The 21,167-nt window shown below is 60.2% G+C and carries 23 protein-coding genes; 9 read left to right on the top strand and 14 right to left on the bottom strand.

Going from position 1 to position 21,167, the window contains the following annotated elements; genetic code table 11:
* On the top strand, positions 1-571 hold a 571-nt coding region (locus AAAB16_RS06690), incomplete at its 5' end, for an AAA family ATPase (RefSeq protein WP_340662636.1).
* Positions 572-658: 87 nt separating this feature from the next.
* Here the strand turns inward: AAAB16_RS06690 and infA are convergent.
* From infA to trxB, 4 genes are all read right to left on the bottom strand, one after another.
* Positions 659-877 carry a translation initiation factor IF-1 gene (gene infA / locus AAAB16_RS06695; protein WP_002553999.1) on the bottom strand — a complete coding sequence of 73 codons (219 nt, stop codon included), beginning with the start codon at positions 875-877 and terminating at the stop codon, positions 659-661.
* 100 nt (positions 878-977) lie between these two features.
* On the bottom strand, positions 978-1,685 hold the full coding sequence (locus AAAB16_RS06700) for an arginyltransferase (protein WP_110614427.1): 708 nt from the start codon (positions 1,683-1,685) through the stop codon (positions 978-980).
* A gap of 54 nt (positions 1,686-1,739) precedes the next feature.
* Positions 1,740-2,420: a leucyl/phenylalanyl-tRNA--protein transferase gene (gene aat, locus AAAB16_RS06705; RefSeq protein ID WP_340662637.1), complete on the bottom strand. Its 681-nt coding sequence runs from the start codon at positions 2,418-2,420 to the stop codon at positions 1,740-1,742.
* A gap of 56 nt (positions 2,421-2,476) precedes the next feature.
* Positions 2,477-3,424 carry a thioredoxin-disulfide reductase gene (gene trxB / locus AAAB16_RS06710; RefSeq protein ID WP_340662638.1) on the bottom strand — a complete coding sequence of 316 codons (948 nt, stop codon included), beginning with the start codon at positions 3,422-3,424 and terminating at the stop codon, positions 2,477-2,479.
* 222 nt (positions 3,425-3,646) lie between these two features.
* Here trxB and ftsK point away from each other — a divergent pair, with 222 nt between their 5' ends.
* From ftsK to cysG, 6 genes are read left to right on the top strand one after another with little or no spacing between them, the layout of a single operon-like run.
* Positions 3,647-6,055 (top strand): DNA translocase FtsK, encoded by a 2,409-nt coding sequence (gene ftsK / locus AAAB16_RS06715; protein ID WP_340662639.1) that lies wholly within the window; start codon positions 3,647-3,649, stop codon positions 6,053-6,055.
* A 45-nt stretch (positions 6,056-6,100) separates the two neighbouring features.
* On the top strand, positions 6,101-6,730 hold the full coding sequence (gene lolA, locus AAAB16_RS06720) for an outer membrane lipoprotein chaperone LolA (protein ID WP_340662640.1): 630 nt from the start codon (positions 6,101-6,103) through the stop codon (positions 6,728-6,730).
* A 34-nt stretch (positions 6,731-6,764) separates the two neighbouring features.
* Entirely contained in the window at positions 6,765-8,090 is a 1,326-nt protein-coding gene (locus tag AAAB16_RS06725) for a replication-associated recombination protein A (RefSeq protein ID WP_340662641.1), read from the top strand.
* On the top strand, positions 8,087-8,461 hold the full coding sequence (crcB, locus tag AAAB16_RS06730; RefSeq protein WP_340662642.1) for a fluoride efflux transporter CrcB: 375 nt from the start codon (positions 8,087-8,089) through the stop codon (positions 8,459-8,461). Before AAAB16_RS06725 ends, crcB begins: the two co-directional genes overlap by 4 nt.
* Positions 8,462-8,476: 15 nt before the next feature.
* Entirely contained in the window at positions 8,477-9,757 is a 1,281-nt protein-coding gene (serS, locus tag AAAB16_RS06735; protein ID WP_340662643.1) for a serine--tRNA ligase, read from the top strand.
* Positions 9,757-11,151, top strand: a complete 1,395-nt coding sequence (gene cysG, locus AAAB16_RS06740; protein ID WP_340662644.1) for a siroheme synthase CysG — start codon at positions 9,757-9,759, stop codon at positions 11,149-11,151. The genes serS and cysG overlap by 1 nt, the downstream gene beginning before the upstream one ends.
* A 106-nt stretch (positions 11,152-11,257) precedes the next feature.
* Here the strand turns inward: cysG and AAAB16_RS06745 are convergent, their stop codons facing one another.
* The 10 genes from AAAB16_RS06745 to AAAB16_RS06790 form a co-directional block, all read right to left on the bottom strand.
* The gene (locus AAAB16_RS06745) at positions 11,258-12,238 is read right to left on the bottom strand and encodes a glutathione S-transferase family protein (RefSeq protein ID WP_340662645.1); all 981 of its coding nucleotides are present in this window, start codon (positions 12,236-12,238) and stop codon (positions 11,258-11,260) included.
* Positions 12,239-12,327: 89 nt separating this feature from the next.
* Positions 12,328-13,326, bottom strand: coding sequence for a glycosyl transferase family protein (locus AAAB16_RS06750; RefSeq protein ID WP_340662646.1), 999 nt, complete (start codon positions 13,324-13,326; stop codon positions 12,328-12,330).
* A complete protein-coding gene (locus AAAB16_RS06755; protein WP_340662647.1) occupies positions 13,323-13,658 on the bottom strand; it encodes a TusE/DsrC/DsvC family sulfur relay protein in 336 nt (111 codons plus the stop codon). Before AAAB16_RS06755 ends, AAAB16_RS06750 begins: the two co-directional genes overlap by 4 nt.
* Complete coding sequence (gene tusB / locus AAAB16_RS06760; RefSeq protein ID WP_340662648.1) at positions 13,655-13,954, bottom strand: sulfurtransferase complex subunit TusB; 300 nt, start codon at positions 13,952-13,954, stop codon at positions 13,655-13,657. The genes AAAB16_RS06755 and tusB overlap by 4 nt, the downstream gene beginning before the upstream one ends.
* Positions 13,954-14,313 carry a sulfurtransferase complex subunit TusC gene (gene tusC / locus AAAB16_RS06765; RefSeq protein ID WP_340662656.1) on the bottom strand — a complete coding sequence of 120 codons (360 nt, stop codon included), beginning with the start codon at positions 14,311-14,313 and terminating at the stop codon, positions 13,954-13,956. Before tusC ends, tusB begins: the two co-directional genes overlap by 1 nt.
* Before the next feature lies 1 nt (position 14,314).
* Positions 14,315-14,707 carry a sulfurtransferase complex subunit TusD gene (tusD, locus tag AAAB16_RS06770; protein ID WP_340662649.1) on the bottom strand — a complete coding sequence of 131 codons (393 nt, stop codon included), beginning with the start codon at positions 14,705-14,707 and terminating at the stop codon, positions 14,315-14,317.
* A gap of 101 nt (positions 14,708-14,808) precedes the next feature.
* The gene (locus tag AAAB16_RS06775; protein WP_340662650.1) at positions 14,809-15,549 is read right to left on the bottom strand and encodes a YciK family oxidoreductase; all 741 of its coding nucleotides are present in this window, start codon (positions 15,547-15,549) and stop codon (positions 14,809-14,811) included.
* Positions 15,550-15,588: 39 nt separating this feature from the next.
* Complete coding sequence (gene mupP / locus AAAB16_RS06780; RefSeq protein WP_340662651.1) at positions 15,589-16,260, bottom strand: N-acetylmuramic acid 6-phosphate phosphatase MupP; 672 nt, start codon at positions 16,258-16,260, stop codon at positions 15,589-15,591.
* Positions 16,260-16,958 (bottom strand): bifunctional 2-polyprenyl-6-hydroxyphenol methylase/3-demethylubiquinol 3-O-methyltransferase UbiG, encoded by a 699-nt coding sequence (gene ubiG / locus AAAB16_RS06785; RefSeq protein WP_340662652.1) that lies wholly within the window; start codon positions 16,956-16,958, stop codon positions 16,260-16,262. The genes mupP and ubiG overlap by 1 nt, the downstream gene beginning before the upstream one ends.
* 44 nt (positions 16,959-17,002) lie before the next feature.
* Positions 17,003-18,334, bottom strand: coding sequence for a TRZ/ATZ family hydrolase (locus tag AAAB16_RS06790; RefSeq protein WP_340662653.1), 1,332 nt, complete (start codon positions 18,332-18,334; stop codon positions 17,003-17,005).
* Between the two features lie 148 nt (positions 18,335-18,482).
* Between AAAB16_RS06790 and mtnA the strand changes: the two genes are divergently transcribed.
* Together mtnA and AAAB16_RS06800 are read left to right on the top strand one after the other, a co-directional pair.
* Positions 18,483-19,559, top strand: a complete 1,077-nt coding sequence (gene mtnA / locus AAAB16_RS06795; RefSeq protein ID WP_340662654.1) for an S-methyl-5-thioribose-1-phosphate isomerase — start codon at positions 18,483-18,485, stop codon at positions 19,557-19,559.
* Between the two features lie 268 nt (positions 19,560-19,827).
* On the top strand, positions 19,828-21,167 hold a 1,340-nt coding region (locus AAAB16_RS06800; RefSeq protein WP_340662655.1), incomplete at its 3' end, for a DNA gyrase subunit A.

Raw genomic sequence — 21,167 nt, forward strand, 5'->3', positions numbered from 1 at the left:
GGATGAAATCGAGAAGGCGCACCCGGAAGTCTTTAACTTGCTGTTGCAAGTGATGGATCACGGCACCCTGACCGATAACAACGGCCGCAAGGCGGACTTCCGCAACGTGATTCTGATCATGACCACCAACGCCGGTGCCGAAACGGCAGCGCGGGCCTCGATTGGGTTTACCCATCAAGACCACTCCACCGACGCCATGGAAGTGATCAAGAAGAGCTTCACGCCAGAGTTCAGAAACCGTCTGGATACCATTATCCAGTTCGGCCGCCTGAGCCACGAAGTGATCAAAAGTGTGGTCGACAAGTTCCTCACCGAGCTGCAAGCGCAACTTGAGGACAAGCACGTTACGCTGGAAGTCAGTGACGCGGCGCGTAACTGGCTGGCAACGGGCGGCTACGACACGCAAATGGGTGCTCGCCCAATGGCGCGTTTGATTCAAGACAAGATCAAGCGTCCGCTGGCGGAAGAGATCCTCTTCGGCGAACTGGCCGAGCATGGCGGTGTGGTACACATCGACGTGCTGGACGGTGAGATGACCTTTGAGTTTGAAACCACGGCGGAAATGGCGTAGCCATTTCTTCCAGCGGCTCTCTTTGTTTATGAGCGCCGCGCCAACAAAAATGCCCAGCAATTGCTGGGCATTTTTATTTGGACTGGCTTAGCGCGCGCGGTAAGTGATGCGGCCTTTGCTCAAATCGTACGGCGTCAACTCAACACGTACTTTGTCACCGGTAAGAATGCGGATGTAGTTCTTGCGCATCTTTCCGGAGATATGCGCGGTTACGACGTGCCCATTTTCCAACTCCACACGAAACATGGTGTTAGGTAGGGTGTCGACGACAGTGCCTTCCATTTCGAAGCTGTCTTCTTTCGACATGCAGTAAAGCCCTCGGTTACCAATGAATGGCCCGGTGCAACTGGCGCCAGGCAAAAGCGGCGTGCATTGTGCCCGAAAATAGCTCGCGCCGCCAAGGTATTCAGGTGAGGGTTATCCAGCGTTGATTGACGAACAGCTCAATGGGGCGGTATTGGGTCTTGTAATTCATCTTGCGGCAACTCTTGATCCAGTAGCCTAAGTACACCGCGTGCAGGCCAATGCGCCGAGTTTCGGCGATCTGCCAGAGGATGGCGAAGCGGCCTAGGCTGCGGCGCTCTTCGTCAGGGTCGTAGAAGGTATAAACCGCCGAAAGGCCGTTGGGCAGTACGTCGGTCACGGCAATGGCGACCAGGCGGCCATCAAGGCGGAATTCGTAAAAGCGCGAGAAGGGCAGGTCGCGCACTAGAAACGTAGCGAACTGGTCGCGGTTAGGCGGGTACATATCGCCATCGGCGTGGCGCTCTTCGATATAGCGGGCGTAGAGCGCGTAATACTCTTCGTTAAAACTCGGCCGTACGGCACGCACTTGCAGGTTTTCGTTGCGTTTGAGAATGCGCCGTTGCTGGCGGTTAGGCTCAAACAGTGCCGCTGGAATACGCGCTGGCACGCAGGCGGTGCAGCCTTGGCAATGGGGGCGGTAGAGGTGGTCGCCGCTGCGGCGAAAGCCCATTTCCGAAAGTTCGGCATACACCTCCACATCCATAGGCTGACTGGGATCGAGGAACAGCGTAGTGGCCTGTTCGCCGGGCAGATAGCTGCAAGGATGGGGTTGAGTGGCATAGAACTTAAGGCGCGCCAGCTCGGTCATGGTTAACACTCTTGAGAGCCTGGGCTTAAGTGTATGCCAGGGTTTCAGACTCGACTAGGCAACCCAATCAGCGGTGCTGGGTTGATCGAGGTGACGAGCCAGAAATTCGGCAAATTCTGCGCGGGGAATGGGCCGGGCGCCGAAGCTGTGCAGGTGCTGCGTGGGCATCTGGCAGTCGATCAGCACAAAGCCCCATTCCTTGAGCTTGGCGACCAACGTGGAGAAGCCAACTTTGGAGGCGTTGTCGGCATGGCTAAACATCGACTCACCGAAAAACAGCTGCCCCATCGCCAGCCCATACAGCCCGCCCACCAACACGCCGTTCTCGCGCACCTCCACCGAATGGGCGAAACCTTGCTGGTGCAGCTTCAAGTAGGCCGCCTGCATGGCGTCGGTGATCCAGGTGCCGTCGGCGTAGCTGCGCGGGCCGGCGCAGGCCTCGATAACGGCAGCAAAGTCCTGGTCGAAGCTCACCTCATAGCGCCCTTGGCGAATGACCTTAGCCAGGCTGCGCGATACATGCATTTCAGCGGGGAACAGCACGGTGCGCGGATCTGGCGACCACCACAAAATCGGCTGGCCTTCGGCAAACCATGGAAAGCAGCCATGCCGATACGCCGCCACCAAGCGTTCGGCGCTGAGGTCGCCGCCAGCCGCCAACAGGCCTTCGGGATCGCGCAGGGCTTTCTCTAAGGGAGGGAATTCGTAGCTGGAACGTTGCAGCCAAGTGAGCATGGTCAGGCCCGGCCGAGGAGAGGAGGGCGGGCCGCAAAGGCCCGCCAGAAGCGCACTTACAGGTCGAGATACTTCTCGGCATCCAGCGCCGCCATGCAGCCAGCGCCAGCCGAGGTGATGGCCTGACGGTATACATGGTCGGCCACGTCGCCGGCAGCAAACACGCCGTCGATATTGGTCGCGGTGACATTGCCTTCGCTGCCGCCTTTGATCAATAGGTAGCCGTCGCGCATATCCAGCTGGCCGGTGAACAGGTCGGTGTTGGGCTTGTGGCCGATGGCGATAAATACGCCAGCCAGTGCCAGTTCCGAGGTCTCGCCGGTGTGGCTGTCACGCAAGCGCACGCCGGTTACGCCTTTATTGTCGCCCAGCACTTCGTCCAGGTTCTGGTTCCAGTGCAGGCGCATATTGCCGGTGGCGGCTTTTTCGAAGAGCTTGTCTTGCAGGATTTTCTCGGCGCGCAGCTTGTCGCGGCGGTGCACCAGGTGCACTTCTTTAGCGATGTTCGACAGGTACAGGGCTTCTTCCACGGCGGTGTTGCCGCCGCCGATTACCGCCACCACTTGGTTGCGATAGAAAAAACCATCGCAGGTGGCGCAAGCCGAAACGCCTTGGCCGGCAAAGGCTTCTTCAGACGGCAGGCCCAGGTATTGCGCGGAAGCGCCGGTGGCGATGATCAGCGCGTCGCAGGTGTAAGTGCCGCTGTCGCCTTTGAGGGTAAACGGCTTGCTCTGCAACTCAGCGGTGTGGATGTGGTCGTAGACAATCTCGGTGTCGAAGCGCTCGGCGTGTTTTTGCATGCGCTCCATCAAGGCCGGGCCTGTCAGGCCTTCGACGTCACCGGGCCAGTTGTCGACTTCAACGGTGGTGGTCAGTTGGCCGCCCGGTTGAATACCGGTAATAACCAAAGGTTTAAGGTTGGCCCGTGCGGCGTATACAGCAGCGCTGTAGCCGGCAGGGCCGGAGCCCAGGATGATCAGGCGTGAATGCTTGACGTCGCTCATAAAAAGACCCCATAAGCCTTTGTCACAAAAGAGAATGCGTGCTCAAATTGGGCCGCACGAAAGATGTTGGCGGCTATGCTACACCGAAGCAGCAGAGGCCGGCAAAACGCGCCGCAGGCAAGCCCTGGCGCGTGGCAACACGCGGGTAAATCCGTACAATGGCCGAGTTTTCGCCGCCAATCGTTCAGTTGGGCGCGCCACAGGCGCAGGAAAAGACGCGTTTTGAAGAATTCCACCACCACCGCTCAAGCACCAGTCTGGCGTCAACAATTGCACTACCGGCTCAAGGAAGGTGCATTGATCGCCCTTGGTGCGCTGTGCCTCTATTTGTGGATGGCATTGCTGACCTACGACCAGAACGATCCGGGCTGGACCCACACCAGCAACGTGGTGCAAGTGCAGAACGCCGCTGGCCGCGCCGGCGCCTGGTTCGCCGACATTCTGTTTATGGCGCTCGGCTATTTCGCCTATCTCTTTCCTGGCCTGCTGGTGATTAAAACCGTGCAGGTTTTCCGCAATCGCCACCAGCCGTGGCAATGGAATGGCTGGCTGTTTTCCTGGCGGTTGATCGGCTTGGTGTTCCTGGTGCTATCTGGTGCCGCCCTGGCCTATATCCATTTCCACTCCGGCTCAAGCATGCCGGCTTCCGCTGGCGGTGCGCTGGGCGAAAGCCTCGGTCAACTGGCTGTATCTGCGCTTAATGTGCAGGGCAGTACCTTGCTGTTTATCGCCTTGTTCCTGTTTGGCCTGACCGTGTTTGCCGACCTGTCGTGGTTCAAGGTTATGGATATCACCGGCAAGATCACCCTCGACCTGTTCGAGCTGATCAACAGCCTGATCAACAACTGGTGGAGCTCGCGGGTCGAGCGCAAACAGCTGGTCGCCCAGTTGCGTGAAGTCGATGACCGCGTCAACGAAGTGGCCGCGCCTACCGTTCACGACCGGCGCGAGCAAGCCAAGGTCAAGGAACGCATCATCGAGCGCGATGAGGCCCTGAGCAAACATATGACCGAGCGCGAAAGCCGCCCGGCGCCGATTATCACGCCGCCAGCCGCGCCCAAGGCCGCCGAGCCGAGCAAGCGTGTGCAGAAAGAGAAGCAGGTGTCGCTGTTTGTCGACAGCGCTGTGGAAGGCACCTTGCCGCCGATTTCGATCCTTGATCCGGCAGAAAAGAAGCAGAAGAAATTCTCCCCGGAATCCCTGGAAGCCATGTCGCGTTTGCTGGAGATCAAGCTCAAGGAGTTTGGTGTCGAGGTTATCGTCGAATCGGTGCATCCGGGCCCGGTGATTACCCGTTTCGAAATCCAGCCGGCTGCCGGTATCAAAGTCAGCCGTATTTCCGGTTTGGCCCGCGACTTGGCCCGTTCGCTCGCGGTTATGAGCGTGCGCGTGGTGGAAGTGATTCCGGGCAAAACCACGGTCGGTATCGAGATTCCCAACGAAGACCGGCAGATCGTGCGCTTCTCCGAAGTGCTGTCGTCGCCTGAATATGACGACGCCAAATCCCCCGTCACTCTGGCCTTGGGCCACGACATTGGCGGCCGCCCGGTGATTACCGACTTGGCGCGTATGCCGCACTTGCTGGTCGCCGGTACCACCGGTTCCGGTAAGTCGGTGGGCGTGAACGCCATGATTCTGTCGATCCTGTTCAAGTCCGGCCCGGAAGATGCGCGCCTGATCATGATCGACCCGAAAATGCTTGAACTGTCGATCTACGAAGGCATTCCGCACTTGCTGTGCCCGGTCGTTACCGACATGAAGGAAGCGGCCAACGCCTTGCGTTGGAGCGTTGCCGAGATGGAGCGCCGCTACAAGCTGATGTCCAAGCTGGGCGTGCGTAACCTCGCCGGTTTTAACCGCAAGGTTAAAGACGCGGAAGAGGCCGGCGAGCCAATCCCAGACCCGCTGTACAAGCGCGAAAGCATTCACGACGAAGCGCCGCTGCTGAAAACCCTGCCGACCATCGTGGTTGTAGTCGACGAATTCGCCGACATGATGATGATCGTTGGCAAAAAGGTCGAAGAGCTGATCGCCCGTATTGCGCAGAAAGCGCGGGCTGCCGGTATTCACCTGATTCTCGCTACCCAGCGGCCGTCGGTGGATGTGATCACGGGTCTGATCAAGGCCAACATCCCCACCCGTATGGCCTTCCAGGTATCGAGCAAAATCGACTCACGGACCATCCTCGACCAGGGCGGCGCCGAACAACTGCTTGGCCACGGCGACATGCTCTATCTGCCGCCTGGCACTGGCTTGCCGATTCGTGTGCATGGCGCCTTTGTTTCCGACGAAGAAGTCCACCGCGTGGTGGAAGCCTGGAAACTGCGCGGCGCGCCGGATTATATCGACGACATTCTTAATGGCGTTGAAGAGGCCGGTAGCGGCTTCGAAGGTGGCGGCGGTGGTGGCGAAGGCAGCGAGGGCAGTGAAGACGACCCGCTGTACGACGAAGCCGTACGCTTTGTGACCGAAAGCCGTCGTGCCTCGATTTCAGCCGTGCAGCGCAAACTGAAAATTGGCTACAACCGCGCCGCGCGTATGGTCGAAGCCATGGAAATGGCCGGTGTGGTTACCGCCATGAACACCAACGGCTCGCGCGATGTGATTGCCCCGGCGCCAATCCGCGATTGACGCCCCGTATACCCCTTTACGTATGACCCATTGACGAGGATTTACATGCGCCTGATCCGTTTGCTGTTGCTGGCTGCTATGGCTTTCGCCGCCATCCCGGCCCAAGCCGATGATGAAGCTGCGGTGCAAAAGCTGACCCAGTTGCTCAGCCAGGCCCAGACCATCACTGCGCGCTTTTCGCAGATCACCGTGGACGCCAGTGGCGCCACCTCGCTGCAGGAAACTGCAGGTGAGCTGGCGCTGAAACGCCCAGGGTTGTTCCGTTGGCACACCGACGAGCCGCAGGAGCAACTGTTGGTCTCCAACGGCCAGCAGGTATGGCTGTACGACCCGGACTTGCAGCAAGTGACCATTCAAAAGCTCGACCAGCGCCAGACCCACACCCCGGCGCTGTTGCTGTCCGGCGACGTATCGGAAATTCGCCAGAACTTCGATATCACCTACAAAGAAGCCGGTGATGTGGTGGACTTCAACCTTAAGCCCAAGGGCAACGACAGCTTGTTTGAAAGCCTGCGCCTGTCGTTCCGTCGTGGCGTGATCAACGATATGCAGATGATGGATAGCACCGGCCAGCGCACCAACATTCTGTTTCTCGGCGTGAAGATGAACCCAGCGGTTGACCCGAAGCAGTTCGTTTTTGAAGCGCCGGCTGGCGCCGATGTTATTCAGGAATAATCCCGCTCTCCCTTTAAGGCACTGCGTTTAGCCCATGGACTTGTTCCGCAATACCCCCGTTGCTCAACCCCTGGCTGCCCGTTTGCGCGCAGCCAGCCTGGATGAGTACGTCGGTCAGGAGCATCTATTGGCCCGTGGCAAACCGCTGCGCGAAGCGCTGGAGCAGGGCGCGCTGCATTCGATGATTTTCTGGGGGCCACCAGGCGTGGGTAAAACCACCTTGGCACGCCTGTTGGCGCAGGTGTCAGACGCCCATTTCGAAACGCTGTCGGCAGTGTTGTCTGGGGTTAAAGAGATTCGCCAGGCGGTGGAAATCGCCCAGCAACATGCCGCGCAATATGGCCGGCGCACCATCTTGTTTGTTGACGAAGTGCACCGTTTCAACAAGTCGCAGCAGGATGCCTTTCTGCCCTATGTGGAAGACGGCACGCTGATTTTTATCGGCGCCACCACCGAGAACCCTTCGTTTGAACTAAACAACGCGCTGCTGTCGCGGGCTCGTGTGTATGTGCTGAAAAGCCTCGACGAAGCTGCTATGCGCAAATTGGTCCAGCGCGCCCTCAACGACCCCAAGGGCTTGGGGGATCGCCACCTGACCTTGCCGGACGAGAGCTTTAAGATTCTCCTCGCCGCTGCCGACGGCGATGGCCGCCGCCTGCTGAATTTTCTTGAAAACGCCGCTGACTTAGCCGAAGACGATGGCGAACTGGGCGTCGACCTGTTGCTTAATCTGCTCGGCGACAGCCGTCGCCGTTTCGACAAAGGCGGCGAAGCGTTTTACGACCAGATTTCCGCGCTGCATAAATCGGTACGCGGCTCCAGCCCCGACGGCGCGTTGTACTGGTTTGCGCGGATGATTGATGGTGGCTGCGACCCGCTGTATATCGCCCGCCGTGTAGTGCGCATGGCCAGCGAAGATATCGGCAACGCTGATCCTCGCGCCCTGACCCTGTGCCTGAATGCATGGGATGTGCAGGAGCGCCTCGGTAGCCCCGAAGGTGAGCTGGCGGTTGCCCAAGCCATTGTTTACCTGGCGTGCGCGCCGAAGAGCAACGCCGTGTACAACGCCTTTAAGGCGGCCATGCGTGACGCTGCTGAGCAGGGCTCGCAAGAGGTGCCGCTGCACCTGCGCAACGCGCCGACCAAGCTGATGAAAGAGCTGGGCTACGGCGACGAATACCGCTATGCCCACGACGAGCCGGATGCCTACGCTGCTGGCGAAGACTACTTTCCCGATGCCCTTGAGCCGCGTCAGTATTACCAGCCCGTGCCACGCGGCCTGGAGCTGAAGATTCGCGAGAAACTCAACCACCTGGCGGCGCAGGACCAAGCCAGCCCCCGGCAGCGGAGAAAACCATGATTAAACTGATTCTCGCGGTGGCCGTAGGCGGCGCCGCCGGCACCTTGGTGCGCTTTGCCACCGGTACCTGGATTGCCGCCAACTGGCCGCAGCATTTCAGCCTTGGCACCTTTCTGGTCAATATCGTCGGGTGCCTGCTGATTGGCTTGTTGTACGGTTTCTTTTTGATGCGCCCGGAACTGCCGATAGAATTGCGCGCAGGTTTGATCGTCGGCTTTCTTGGCGGCCTGACAACGTTTTCTTCTTTTTCCCTCGACACACTGCGCTTGCTGGAAAGCGGGCAATTGCCACTGGCCCTGGGCTATGCGGCGCTTAGTGTGTTCGGCGGCCTGCTCGCCACCTGGGCGGGCTTGCTCCTGACCAAACTCTGATGATGAGAGACCGACATGCTTGATCCGAAACTGATCCGTAGCGAACTGCACGCCATTGCCGAGCGCCTCGCCACCCGTGGCTACCAGCTGGATGTGGCGCGCATCGAGTCGCTCGAAGCGCAGCGCAAAACCGTGCAGAGCAACACTGAGCAGTTGCAGGCCGAGCGTAACGCCCGTTCGAAATCCATCGGTCAGGCCAAGGCCCGTGGCGAAGATATCGCGCCGTTGATGGCTGATGTGGACCGGATGGCCACCGAGTTGGCCGACGGCAAAGTACAGCTGGAAGGTATTCAGGCCGAGCTCGACAGCATTCTGTTGGGCATTCCCAACCTGCCGCACGAGTCGGTGCCGGTGGGCAAAGACGAAGATGACAACGTGCAAGTGCGCAGCTGGGGCACGCCGACCACGTTTGATTTCCCGATTCAGGATCACGTCGCCCTGGGTGAGCTGCACGGCTGGCTGGACTTTGAACGTGCCGCCAAGCTCTCCGGCGCACGCTTCGCCATTCTGCGTGGGCCGATTGCCCGTCTGCACCGCGCCCTGGCGCAATTTATGATCAACCTGCACACCGGCGAGCATGGTTACGAAGAGGCTTACACGCCTTATCTGGTGCAGGCCCCGGCGCTGCAAGGCACCGGTCAGTTGCCCAAGTTCGAAGAGGACCTGTTCAAAATCAGCCGCGACGGCGAAGCCGATCTGTACCTGATCCCCACGGCCGAAGTGTCGCTGACCAATATCGTTAACGGCGAGATTCTCGACGCCAAGCAACTGCCGTTGAAGTTCGTCGCCCATACGCCGTGCTTCCGCAGTGAGGCCGGTGCATCCGGTCGCGACACCCGCGGCATGATCCGCCAGCACCAATTCGACAAGGTTGAGATGGTGCAGATTGTTGAGCCAAGCACCTCCAACGAAGCGCTGGAAGGCCTGACCGCCAATGCTGAGAAAGTGCTGCAACTGCTCGGCCTGCCATACCGCGTGCTGGCCCTGTGCACCGGCGATATGGGCTTTGGTGCAGTAAAAACCTACGACCTCGAAGTGTGGGTGCCGAGCCAGGACAAGTACCGCGAAATTTCTTCCTGCTCCAACTGTGGCGACTTCCAGGCCCGCCGCATGCAAGCGCGCTGGCGCAACCCGGAAACCGGCAAGCCAGAGTTGGTGCACACCCTTAACGGTTCCGGTCTGGCCGTAGGCCGCACCCTGGTTGCCGTGCTGGAAAACTACCAGCAAGCCGATGGCTCGATTCGCGTGCCGGACGTGCTCAAGCCGTATATGGGCGGCCTTGAGGTTATCGGTTAATGGAGTTTTTGCCGCTGTTTCATAACCTGCGCGGGCAACGCGTGCTGGTGGTTGGCGGCGGCGAAATTGCCTTGCGCAAATCGCGCCTGGTGGCCGAAACCGGCGCGGTGCTGCGGGTTGTCGCGCCGCATATCGACAGCCCGTTGGCGGCCTTGGTGGTCTCTACCGGTGGCGAGCAGTTGTTGCGTGGCTACGGTGCGGCGGATCTGGATGGCTGCGTGCTGGCCATTGCGGCCACTGATGACGAACCGCTGAACGCCGAGGTGTCGCAAGATGCCCGGGCGCGAGGCATGCCGGTCAATGTGGTCGACTCGCCAGCCCTGTGCAGTGTGATCTTTCCCGCCATCGTCGACCGCTCGCCATTGCTGGTGGCGGTCTCCAGCGGTGGCGACGCACCGGTGCTGGCCCGCTTGATTCGCGCCAAGCTGGAAACCTGGATTCCCGCTGCCTACGGGCAATTGGCCGGCCTGGCCAAACGCTTTCGCGCGCCAGTAAAAGAGCGTTTTCCCGACTTGCAGCAGCGGCGGGTGTTTTGGGAAGACGTGTTCCAAGGCCCAGTGGCCGAACGTATGTTGGCCGGGCAGGGCAGTGAGGCCGAGCGGTTGCTGCAAGCGCGGCTGGACAGCGAAAGCGGCGAAGTCAAAGGCGAGGTGTATTTGGTGGGCGCTGGCCCCGGTGACCCCGATCTGCTGACCTTCCGCGCTTTGCGCCTGATGCAACAGGCTGACGTAGTGCTCTACGACCGCCTGGTGGCGCCGGCTATTGTCGATATGTGCCGCCGCGATGCTGAGCGTATCTATGTCGGTAAGCAGCGCGCCGCCCATGCGGTGCCGCAGGAGCAGCTCAATCAGCAATTGGTGACCTTGGCAAAACAAGGCAAACGCGTGCTGCGCTTAAAAGGCGGCGACCCGTTTATCTTCGGCCGTGGCGGCGAAGAGATTGAAGAGCTGGCCGCCCATGGCATTTCGTTCCAGGTTGTGCCGGGCATTACCGCAGCCAGTGGTTGTGCCGCCTATGCCGGCATTCCGCTGACCCACCGCGACTATGCGCAGTCGGTGCGCTTTGTCACCGGGCACTTGAAAGACGGTAGTACCGACTTGCCCTGGCCAGACTTGGTAGCGCCGGGGCAAACCTTGGTGTTTTACATGGGCTTGGTCGGCCTGCCGTCGATTTGCCAGCAACTGATCGCCCACGGCCGCGCCAGTGATACCCCAGCGGCCTTGATTCAGCAGGGCACCACCAGCAACCAGCGGGTTTTCACCGGCACCCTTGGCAACCTGCCGCAATTGGTGGCCGAGCACGAAGTGCATGCGCCGACATTGGTGATTGTTGGGGAAGTGGTGGTGCTGCGCGAGAAGTTGGCTTGGTTTGAAGGGGCGCAGGCCGGGGTTTAATCCTTGCCTGGGCAGATCCGTAGGGCGCCTTGGTGCGCGCAGCACACCCTACGGATTGTGTTCGCTCCTCAGCTCTATCGCCTTTGTAGCGTGTGCTGTGCGCACCTTACTGGGTCAGACGGGCGCGATCATGTGGCAGGTTAAAGTCCTGCAACGGCCCCTTCGGCACCACCCCGGTCGGGTTAATGGTCAGATGGCTGGCATAGTAGTGGTGCTTGATATGTTCGAAGTCCACGGTCTCAGCTACGCGCGGCCACTGGTACAGCTCACGCAGCCAGTTCGACAGGTTGGGGTAATCTTCAATGCGCTTGTGGTTGCACTTGAAGTGGCCGTGGTACACCGCGTCGAAGCGAATCAGGGTGGTAAACAGGCGCCAGTCGGCTTCGGTAATGGCGTCGCCCGCTAAGTAGCGGTTTTTCTCCAGCAGGTTTTCCAGCCAATCCAAGGTGCTGAATACGCCGTCGTAGGCTTCTTCGTAGGCCTCTTGCGTGGTGGCAAAGCCTGCGCGGTATACGCCGTTGTTGACGTTGGGGTAGATGCGTTCGTTCAGCGCGTCGATCTGGCCGCGCAGCTGTTCTGGGTAGAGGTCCAGGTGGTTGCCGGTCAACTGGTCAAACGCCGAATTAAACATGCGGATAATTTCCGACGACTCATTGCTGACGATGCGTTTGAGCTTTTTATCCCAGAGCACTGGCACGGTTACGCGGCCGGTGTAGTGGGCGTCGTCGGCGGTGTAGCGCTGGTACATCAATTTCAGGTCGTCCAGCGCATCGCCAGTGGAGCCGTGGGCTTTGTCGAAGGTCCAGCCGTTTTCGCGCATTAGCCAGCTGACCACGGAGACGTCGACCAGGCTTTCCAGGCCTTTGAGTTGGCGGAAAATCAGGGTGCGGTGCGCCCATGGGCAGGCCAGCGAAACATACAAATGATAGCGCCCGGCCTCGGCCTTAAAGCCGCCTTCGCCGCTGGGGCCAGGCTCGCCGGTGGCGGTGACCCAGTTACGGCGTTGGGCGTTTTCGCGTTTAAAGCGGCCGCCATCGGCGGTGTTGTACCACTGGTCTTGCCACTGGCCGTCGACTAATAAACCCATTACTCAAATCCTCTGCGCTTTTGCGTTGGAGAAGAGTTTATGCCGATCGGTTCGAACGAATGGCGCAAAATGCCTGCGTTCATCATCGGTTAAATCGATGTATTGCGCTTTTGCCAGTAGTTTTCCGCTTGGGCAAATGCCGTTTCGCGAGAGCTGCCCAGCGCGCGCAGGCCGAGGGCAATGGTCGCGATTACCGCGAGGCGGCCATAACTGTCTTCTACTTCGCCACGCCAGAAGGCGACTAAGTGCTCAGGCTCCAGCCGCTCCGGTTTGACATGGCGCTGCGCCGACAAGGCCGGCCATTCTTCGTCCCAACTGACGCCACCTTCAGTGCCGTAAAGGTGCGAGGTGGCATCCGGGTTGATCTCGATTTCGCCGCCGTCACCCTTGATCACGATCGAGCGGTCGCCGAGCAATTGGCTGGCTTCACGGTGGGGCGCCTGGTAGCCGGGGTGGAAAATGCTTTGCAGCACGCACGTGGCATTCAGCGGGTTGAGCACACGGGTCAGCGAATGAATAGGCGAGCGCAGGCCCAGGGTGTTACGCAGGTCGATCATCTGTTGCAGCTGCGGCATCCAATCTTGCAGCGGGAAAAACGCTAGGTTGTGTTGGGCCAGCGCCTGTTCGGTCGCCGCCCAGTCGCGGCACAACGGGATACCGAGCAACTCAATCAGCTGTTCGCTATACAGGCGCCCGGCGGTGTGGGCGCCGCCGCCATGCATCAGGATGCGCACGCCGTTATTGGCCAGGCATTTAACCGCGAGCAGATACCAAGGCAGTTGGCGTTTTTTGCCAGCGTAGGAGGGCCAGTCGAGGTCGACCTGAATGCGTGGCGCATTCAGACGCGCGCGCACCGCCTGGGTAAAGCCGGCCAGTTCTTCCGGGCCTTCTTCTTTGTGGCGCATCAGCATCAGAAACGCGCCCAGTTGGGTGTCTTCCACCTGGCCGTCGAGCAGCATGCCCATGGCCTCGCGGGCTTCATCCTGAGTCATATTGCGCGCGCCGCGCTTGCCTTTGCCGAGCATGCGCACGTACTGGGCGAACGGGTGTTCGGCGGGGGTGGTCAGGGTCAGCGGCTGAGCGGTCATAGGCAATTGGTCGGCTTTGGCAGGCCCGCCAGTTTGGCGGCCAATTTGGCTGGGGTGCCTTTGAACAGGCGATTGAGGTGCAGGCTGTTGCCTTTGTCGGCGCCGAGTTTTAGCGCGACATATTTGATTAGCGGCCGGGTTGCTGGCGACAACTGAAACTCGGCGTAGAACTCACGCAGCAGGTTTAACACTTCCCAGTGTTCGGGGCTAAGGGCCACTTCTTCTCTAGCCGCCAAGGCCTCGGCAGCGGCGGGTGACCAGTCATTGAGATCGACTAAAAAGCCGTCTTTATCCAGGGCCAGTGCGCGCTCGGCAACGATAAGCTCGCTCATAGCCAACTGTTGACCTTGGCAAAGCGCGCGCACAGCTCAACAAATGCCGGATAGTCCACGGCCTGGGCGCGTGACGGCGGGGTAATGGCGCGGGCTTGCAGGTCTTCTTCCAAGGCGTAGAGGTTGATGCCTTCCGGCATCAGGCTCAAGGCTTGCAACTGCGCGGTTCCGGGTTGCAGGGCGTAGGTGGCGTCGCCGGTCAACAGCACAGCGTCGCCAGGGCCGAGTAGGCGCAGGCAGCTCACCAGGCGCGAATCGCTGAACGGCGAGTGGGAAAGTAGGTGCAGGGTGGCCATTAGAGCGTGATCACCTGGTCGTGTTGGGCGATAAGGGCGGTGAGGGCGGCGTCGTCGAGGTTTTCTGCCGTCGGGCTCAGCGCCGTGGCACTCAGGCCGCGTTCCTCAAGGCTGCGCGAGGATGCATAAAGCGATTCCACGCCAAACAGGGCGAGCGCTTGCAGGTTGGCAGTCAGGTCTTTTTGCTGCAGCGATGCGGCCTTTTGCGCGGGCTGCAACTGAAACACGCCATCGTCGAGAAACAGCATGGCGATGGGTAAATCAAAGGCACCGCCGGCCAGGGCGATATCCAGCGCCTCGCGCGCGCCAGGGCCGGACCATGGCGCCTGCCGGCAAACAATTAGCAGCGACTTGGCCATCTCACGGCCCTCCGAAACAAACAAGGCGATCAGCCAATTGCGTGGCTTCATGCAGTTGGCCGAGTCCGGAAAGCTCCCAGGGTTTGCCCAGGCTGGCGGCGTCGCGCTCATAACGCCGGGCTTCTTCGTCATTGAGCACGCCACGGCGCAGGGCGGCGGCAATGCATACCACGCCATCAAGTTGCTGGCCTTGGATAAAGGTGCTCCAGGCGGCCGCAGTGTCTTGCTCATCCTGCGGCACCACGGGCGTCGCCGCCGCGCTATAGACACCGTCCTGATAAAAGAACACCCGCACAATTTCATGCCCGCCGGCCAACACCGCTTCGGCGAAACGCAGGGCGCGGCGCGAGGAGGGCGCATGGGGCGGAGAAAACAGGGCGATGGCGAATTTCATGGCGCTGACCGATCCGAAAAATACTGGCGCAATAATACGAGCGTTACCGCGAGCAAACATAACGTTGGCCCGCGCAATGGGCGGGCTTAACGCTAACGCCGTTACTGGGCGTCGAACGCTTGGCCGTTTACGCCTTGGCTATCCGGCCCCATCAGGTACAGGTACACCGGCATGATGTCAGCAGGCAGCGGGTTGTTCGCCGGGTTTTCGCCGGGGTAGGCGTGGGCGCGCATATCGGTGCGGGTAGCGCCGGGGTTGATGCTGTTGGCGCGCACGTTGGTGATGTCGGCCACTTCATCGGCCAGGGTTTGCATCAGGCCTTCGGTGGCGAATTTGGACACGCCATAAGCGCCCCAATACGCCCGACCTTTGCGCCCGACGCTGCTGGAAGTGAAGATTACCGAGGCATCCGGCGACAGCTTAAGCAGCGGCAGCAGGGTGGCGGTGAGCATAAACATGGCGTTCACGTTTACTTGCATCACGCGCATAAAGTTGTCGCCCGACAGCTGCTCAAGCGGCGTACGCGGACCGATGATCGAGGCGTTGTGCAGCACGCCGTCGATATGGCCGAACTCGTTTTCGATCATCACCGCCAGTTCGTCGTACTGGTGCGCCAGGGCGGTTTCCAGGTTGAACGGGATGACGACCGGCTGCGGGTGGCCTGCCGCTTCGATTTCGTCATAGACCGCGCTCAGGTGGCTTTCGGTCTTGCCCAGTAGCAACACGGTGGCGCCATGGGCGGCATAGGTTTTTGCCGCAGCGGCGCCAATCCCACGGCCAGCGCCGGTGACCAGAATGGTGCGGCCCTTGAGCAGGTCGGGGCGGGCGGAATAATCAAACATCAGCAATCTCTCTTTTCTAAAGCCAAAGCACGGTAACGGTCAGCAACTGCACAGGGCGCTATCGAGCACGGTGCGCAGTTCCTTGGGGTGGTCAACCACTACGTCGGCGCCCCAGTGGCGGGGGTTGTCGTCAGGATGGATATAGCCATAGGTGACCGCTGCGGTCTTGGTGCCAGCGGCGCGGCCAGATTCGATATCGCGCAGGTCATCGCCGACATACAGCACACTGGCCGGGTCCAGGCCCAAGCGCGAACAGGCCAATAGCAACGGCTCCGGGTCCGGCTTACTGTTAGTCACATGGTCCGGGCAAATCAGAATCGCCGAACGCTCGGCCAGCCCCAGCTGTTCCATGATTGGCGCGGCATAACGCACCGGCTTATTGGTCACCACGCCCCAGATCAGCTTGGCGTGTTCAATGTCAGCCAGCAGTTCGGGAATGCCGTCAAACGGTTTGGTCAGCACGGCGCAGTGTTCCTGGTAACGCTCAAGAAACTCCAAACGCAGGGTTTCAAACTCGGCGGACATCGGGTCGACATCAAAGGCGCGCAGCACCATGGCGCGGGCGCCACCGGAAACGTGGTCACGGATCGCTTTGTCAGCAATCGGCGGCAAGCTACGGCTGGCGCGCATGGCTTGGGCAATGGCGATAAAGTCTGGCGCGCTGTCGAGCAGGGTGCCATCCATATCGAAAAGAACGGCTCGCAGGCGCATCAGGCTTCCTTCACAGTCTGGATCATGTAGTTGACGTCAACATCGTTGGCCAATTTGTAGTGCTTGGTCAGCGGGTTGTAGGTCAGGCCAATGATGTCTTTCACTTGCAAGCCGGCAGCACGGCTCCAGGCGCCGAGTTCGGAAGGACGGATAAATTTCTTGAAGTCGTGGGTGCCGCGCGGCAGCAAGCGCATCAGGTATTCGGCGCCAACAATGGCGAACAAATAGGCCTTGGGGTTGCGGTTGATGGTGGAGAAAAACACCTGGCCACCTGGCTTGACCATGGTGAAGCAGGCGCGGATCACCGAGGCTGGGTCGGGCACGTGTTCAAGCATTTCCAGGCACGTAACCACATCAAACTGCGCAGGCATTTCTTCAGCCAAAGCCTCGGCGGTGCACTGGCGGTATTCCACGCTCACGCCGGATTCCAACTGGTGCAGTTGCGCAACCGCCAGCGGCGCTTCGCCCATGTCGATGCCGGTAACGGTGGCGCCGCGTTGCGCCATGGCTTCACTGAGAATGCCGCCGCCGCAGCCGACATCGAGCACTTTTTTGCCGGCCAGATTGACCCGTTCGTCAATCCAGTTAACCCGCAGCGGGTTGATATCGTGCAGCGGTTTGAACTCGCTTTCGCGGTCCCACCAGCGATGAGCCAGAGCGGAAAATTTGGCGATTTCGGCGTGGTCGACGTTGCTCATAGTTAACTTCCTCGAAACGAATGCTGTGCGGCGGCCCTTTCGCGTTAGGCGCGGCCGGCGGAAATCTTCTGGCCCCAGGCGATGGCGCTGGCGTGCAGTTTTTCTTCGTCCATGCGGGTTAAGCGGCGGTTGTCGAGCAACTGCTTACCGCCGACCCATACATGTTTGACGCTGTTGCGGTTACTCGCATAAATCAGTTGTGACACCGGGTCGTACACCGGTTGTTGCGCTAATTCAGTCAGGTCGAAGGCGACGATATCGGCGGCTTTGCCAATCTCCAACGAGCCAATTTCATCTTCCAGGCCCAGCGCCCGGGCGCCATTTAAGGTGGCCATGCGCAGGGCACGGTGCACATCCAGGGCTGTCGCCGAGCCAGCCACCGCTTTGGCCAGCATGGCCGCGGTGCGGGTTTCGCCGAGCAGGTCGAGGTCATTGTTGCTGGCCGCGCCGTCGGTGCCGATGGCGACGTTGACGCCGGCTTGCCACAGCCGCTCTACCGGGCAAAAGCCACTGGCCAGCTTGAGATTAGACTCCGGGCAGTGGATGACGCTGGCGTTGCTTTCTACCAGCAGGTGCAAATCTTCATCGTTGATTTGCGTCATGTGCACGGCCTGGAAGCGCGGCCCCAGCAGGTCCAGGCGCGCCAGGCGGGCCATTGGCCGCTCACCATGCAGCTCCAGGCTTTGCTGCACTTCAAAGGCGGTTTCGTGGACGTGCATATGAATGCCGGCGTCCAGCTGGTCGGCGAGCATGCGGATGTTTTCCAGCTTGTCGTCGCTGACCGTGTAGGGCGCATGGGGGCCAAAGGCAACTTTGATGCGCGGGTGCAGGCGCAGGTCGTCAAACAGGTTCAGGCCTTTGCGCAGCGCTTCATCGGCGTCGCGGGCGCCGGGAATGGGGAAGTCCAGCACTGGAATGGTGATCTGCGCGCGAATGCCGCTGGTGTGCACCAGTTCGCTGGACACTTCCGGGTAGAAGTACATATCGGAAAAACAGGTGATGCCACCTTGCAACTGCTCGGCAATCGCCAGCTCGGTGCCATCGTGAATAAAGCCTTCATCCACCCATTTGGCCTCGGCCGGCCAGATATGGTCTTGCAGCCAGTTCATCAGCGCCTTGTCGTCGGCCATGCCGCGAAACAGGCTCATCGCCGCGTGGCCATGGGCGTTGACCAAGCCGGGGCTTAGCAGCATGCCCGGCAGCTCGCGCACTTCGGTTGCGGGGTGGCGCAAGGCCTCGGCGCGCGGCGCGATCAGGGCAATACGACCGTCGCGAATACCCAGGCCATGCTCTTGCAACACCACGCCAGCAGGCTCGACAGGCACCAGCCAGGTCGGCAGGAGCAATAGGTCGAGCGGGGCGGCGGTGTTGGGCATGGCGGCGTCCAGTGGCTTATAACTGAGGAGGCTATTGCCGCTGGTGGCATGCCAGGGCAGATTTTCAAGCCCGCGAAGTATACCCGAGCACCTAAGTCAGGGGCTCGCTATAATCCGCGGCTTTTCGCTTCTGAGTATGGGGTTGGTGATGCGCGAGCAATTGTTGGCGGCAGAGAAGGTGAAAGCCATCGATTGGCGCGATGGTGCGTTGTATCTGCTGGATCAACGTGCGCTGCCGTTTGCAGAAACCTGGCTGCGTTATGACTCGGCTGCTGCGGTTGCCGAGGCCATTAAAGATATGGTGGTGCGCGGCGCGCCAGCCATTGGTATCGCCGCTGCTTACGGGCTGGCCTTGGGCGTGAAGGCGCGTCTAGCCGAAGGCGATGACTGGCAAATGGCCCTGGAAGAAGACTTCGAGGTGCTGAATAACTCGCGCCCCACCGCAGTCAATCTGTTCTGGGCGCTGAACCGCATGCGTGAGCGCTTGTATCGCCTGAAAGACAGCGACGATGCCCTGGCGATCATGAACGCCGAGGCCGAGGCCATCCACGAAAGCGATCGCGAAGCCAACCTGACCATGGCGCAGCTGGGTGTCGACCTGATTCGCCGCCATCAAGGCAATCTGCAAACCCTGTTGACCCACTGCAACACCGGCGCGCTGGCCACTGGCGGCTTTGGTACGGCGCTGGGGGTGATTCGCGCGGCGTATCTGGATGGCCTGGTTGAGCGCGTGTATGCCGACGAAACCCGCCCGTGGCTGCAAGGCTCGCGGTTGACTGCCTGGGAGCTGCTCAATGAAGGTATTCCGGTCAGCCTGAATGCCGACTCCGCCGCTGCTCACCTGATGAAAACCAAAGGCATCACTTGGGTGATCGTCGGTGCTGACCGCATCACCGCCAATGGTGATGTGGCCAACAAGATCGGCACCTATCAGTTGGCGGTGAATGCCATGCACCACGGCGTGCGTTTTATGGTGGTGGCGCCGGGCTCGACCATTGATATGAACCTGGAAAGCGGCGACGACATTCCCATTGAGGAGCGCGCCGGCAGTGAGCTGCTCGAACTGGCCGGCAAGCGCGTCGCCGCCGATGTGCCGGCGGTCAATCCGGTGTTCGACGTTACCCCGGCTGACCTGATTGATTTCATCGTCACCGAGAAGGGCGTGGTCGAGCGTCCCGACAAGGCAAAAATGGCCTTGCTAATGTGCCGTAAACGCCTGCATTGATCAGAGATTAACCAGTCTCGCGTGATGTCATTTATATGGCCTCGCCTGACGCTCGGCGTGCTCTGCGGGGATAGGTTCGGGGCACTCGTTGTGGTACCCTCCGTCAGTTTTCAGGGTGGCCTGCAGAGGCTGCCCCTACTGCGCAGATCCATGCCATAACTCGTTGATTTGTCATGAGTCGTTGCTGGCCCCAAGGCCGCGACGGCGAGCTTCGCGTCATTCAGGATGAATGGGCGGAGTTTCACCAGAAAAAGGAACCAGGCTTCCCATGGGCGAACTGGCCAAAGAAATCCTCCCGGTCAATATCGAAGACGAGCTGAAACAGTCCTACCTCGACTACGCAATGAGCGTAATCGTTGGGCGCGCCTTGCCCGATGCACGTGATGGCCTCAAGCCCGTGCACCGCCGCGTGCTGTATGCGATGAGCGAGTTGGGTAACGACTGGAACAAGGCTTACAAGAAATCCGCCCGTGTGGTCGGTGACGTAATCGGTAAGTACCACCCCCACGGTGACACCGCGGTTTACGACACCATCGTCCGTATGGCGCAGCCATTCTCCCTGCGTTACCTGCTGGTCGACGGTCAGGGCAACTTCGGTTCGGTAGACGGCGACAACGCCGCTGCCATGCGATACACCGAAGTACGCATGACCAAGCTGGCGCACGAGCTGCTGGCTGACCTCGACAAAGAAACGGTCGACTGGGTGCCCAACTACGACGGCACCGAAATCATTCCGGCGGTTATGCCGACCAAGATTCCGAACCTGCTGGTCAACGGTTCCAGCGGTATCGCCGTGGGTATGGCGACCAATATTCCGCCGCATAACCTCACCGAGGTTATCAACGGCTGTCTGGCGTTGATCGAAAACCCCGAGCTCACGATTGATGAGCTGATGCAGTACATCCCCGGTCCGGACTTCCCGACCGCCGCCATCATCAATGGTCGCGCTGGCATCATTGAGGCCTACCGCACCGGCCGTGGCCGTATCCAGATTCGCGCCCGGGCCATGTTCGAAGACATCGACAAGGTCGGCGGCCGCCAGCAAATCGTTATCACCGAGCTGCCGTACCAGCTCAACAAAGCCCGCGTGATTGAAAAAATCGCCGAGCTGGTGAAAGAGAAAAAGCTCGAAGGCATCACCGAGCTGCGCGACGAGTCCGATAAAGACGGTATGCGCATCGTTATTGAGCTGCGTCGCGGCGAAGTGCCTGAGGTGATCCTTAACAACCTCTACGCGCAAACCCAGCTGCAAAGCGTGTTTGGTATTAACGTAGTGGCGCTGATTGATGGTCAGCCGAAGATCCTTAATCTTAAGGATCTGCTCGAGGCCTTTATTCTTCACCGCCGTGAAGTGGTCACCCGCCGTACTGTTTACCTGCTGCGCAAAGCCCGCGAGCGCGGCCATATCCTTGAAGGTCAGGCGGTTGCCCTGTCCAACATCGACCCGGTTATCGCCGTGATCAAGGCCTCGCCCAGCTCGGCTGAAGCCAAAGAAGCGTTGGTCTCGCAAGCCTGGGAATCCAGCGCTGTGCAGGGCATGGTTGAAGCCGCTGGCGCCGATTCTTGCCGCCCGCAAGACCTCGACCCGCAATACGGCCTGCGCGATGG

This window comes from Pseudomonas sp., from assembly GCF_037994325.1.
In the GTDB taxonomy this organism is placed as follows: Bacteria; Pseudomonadota; Gammaproteobacteria; order Pseudomonadales; family Pseudomonadaceae; genus Aquipseudomonas.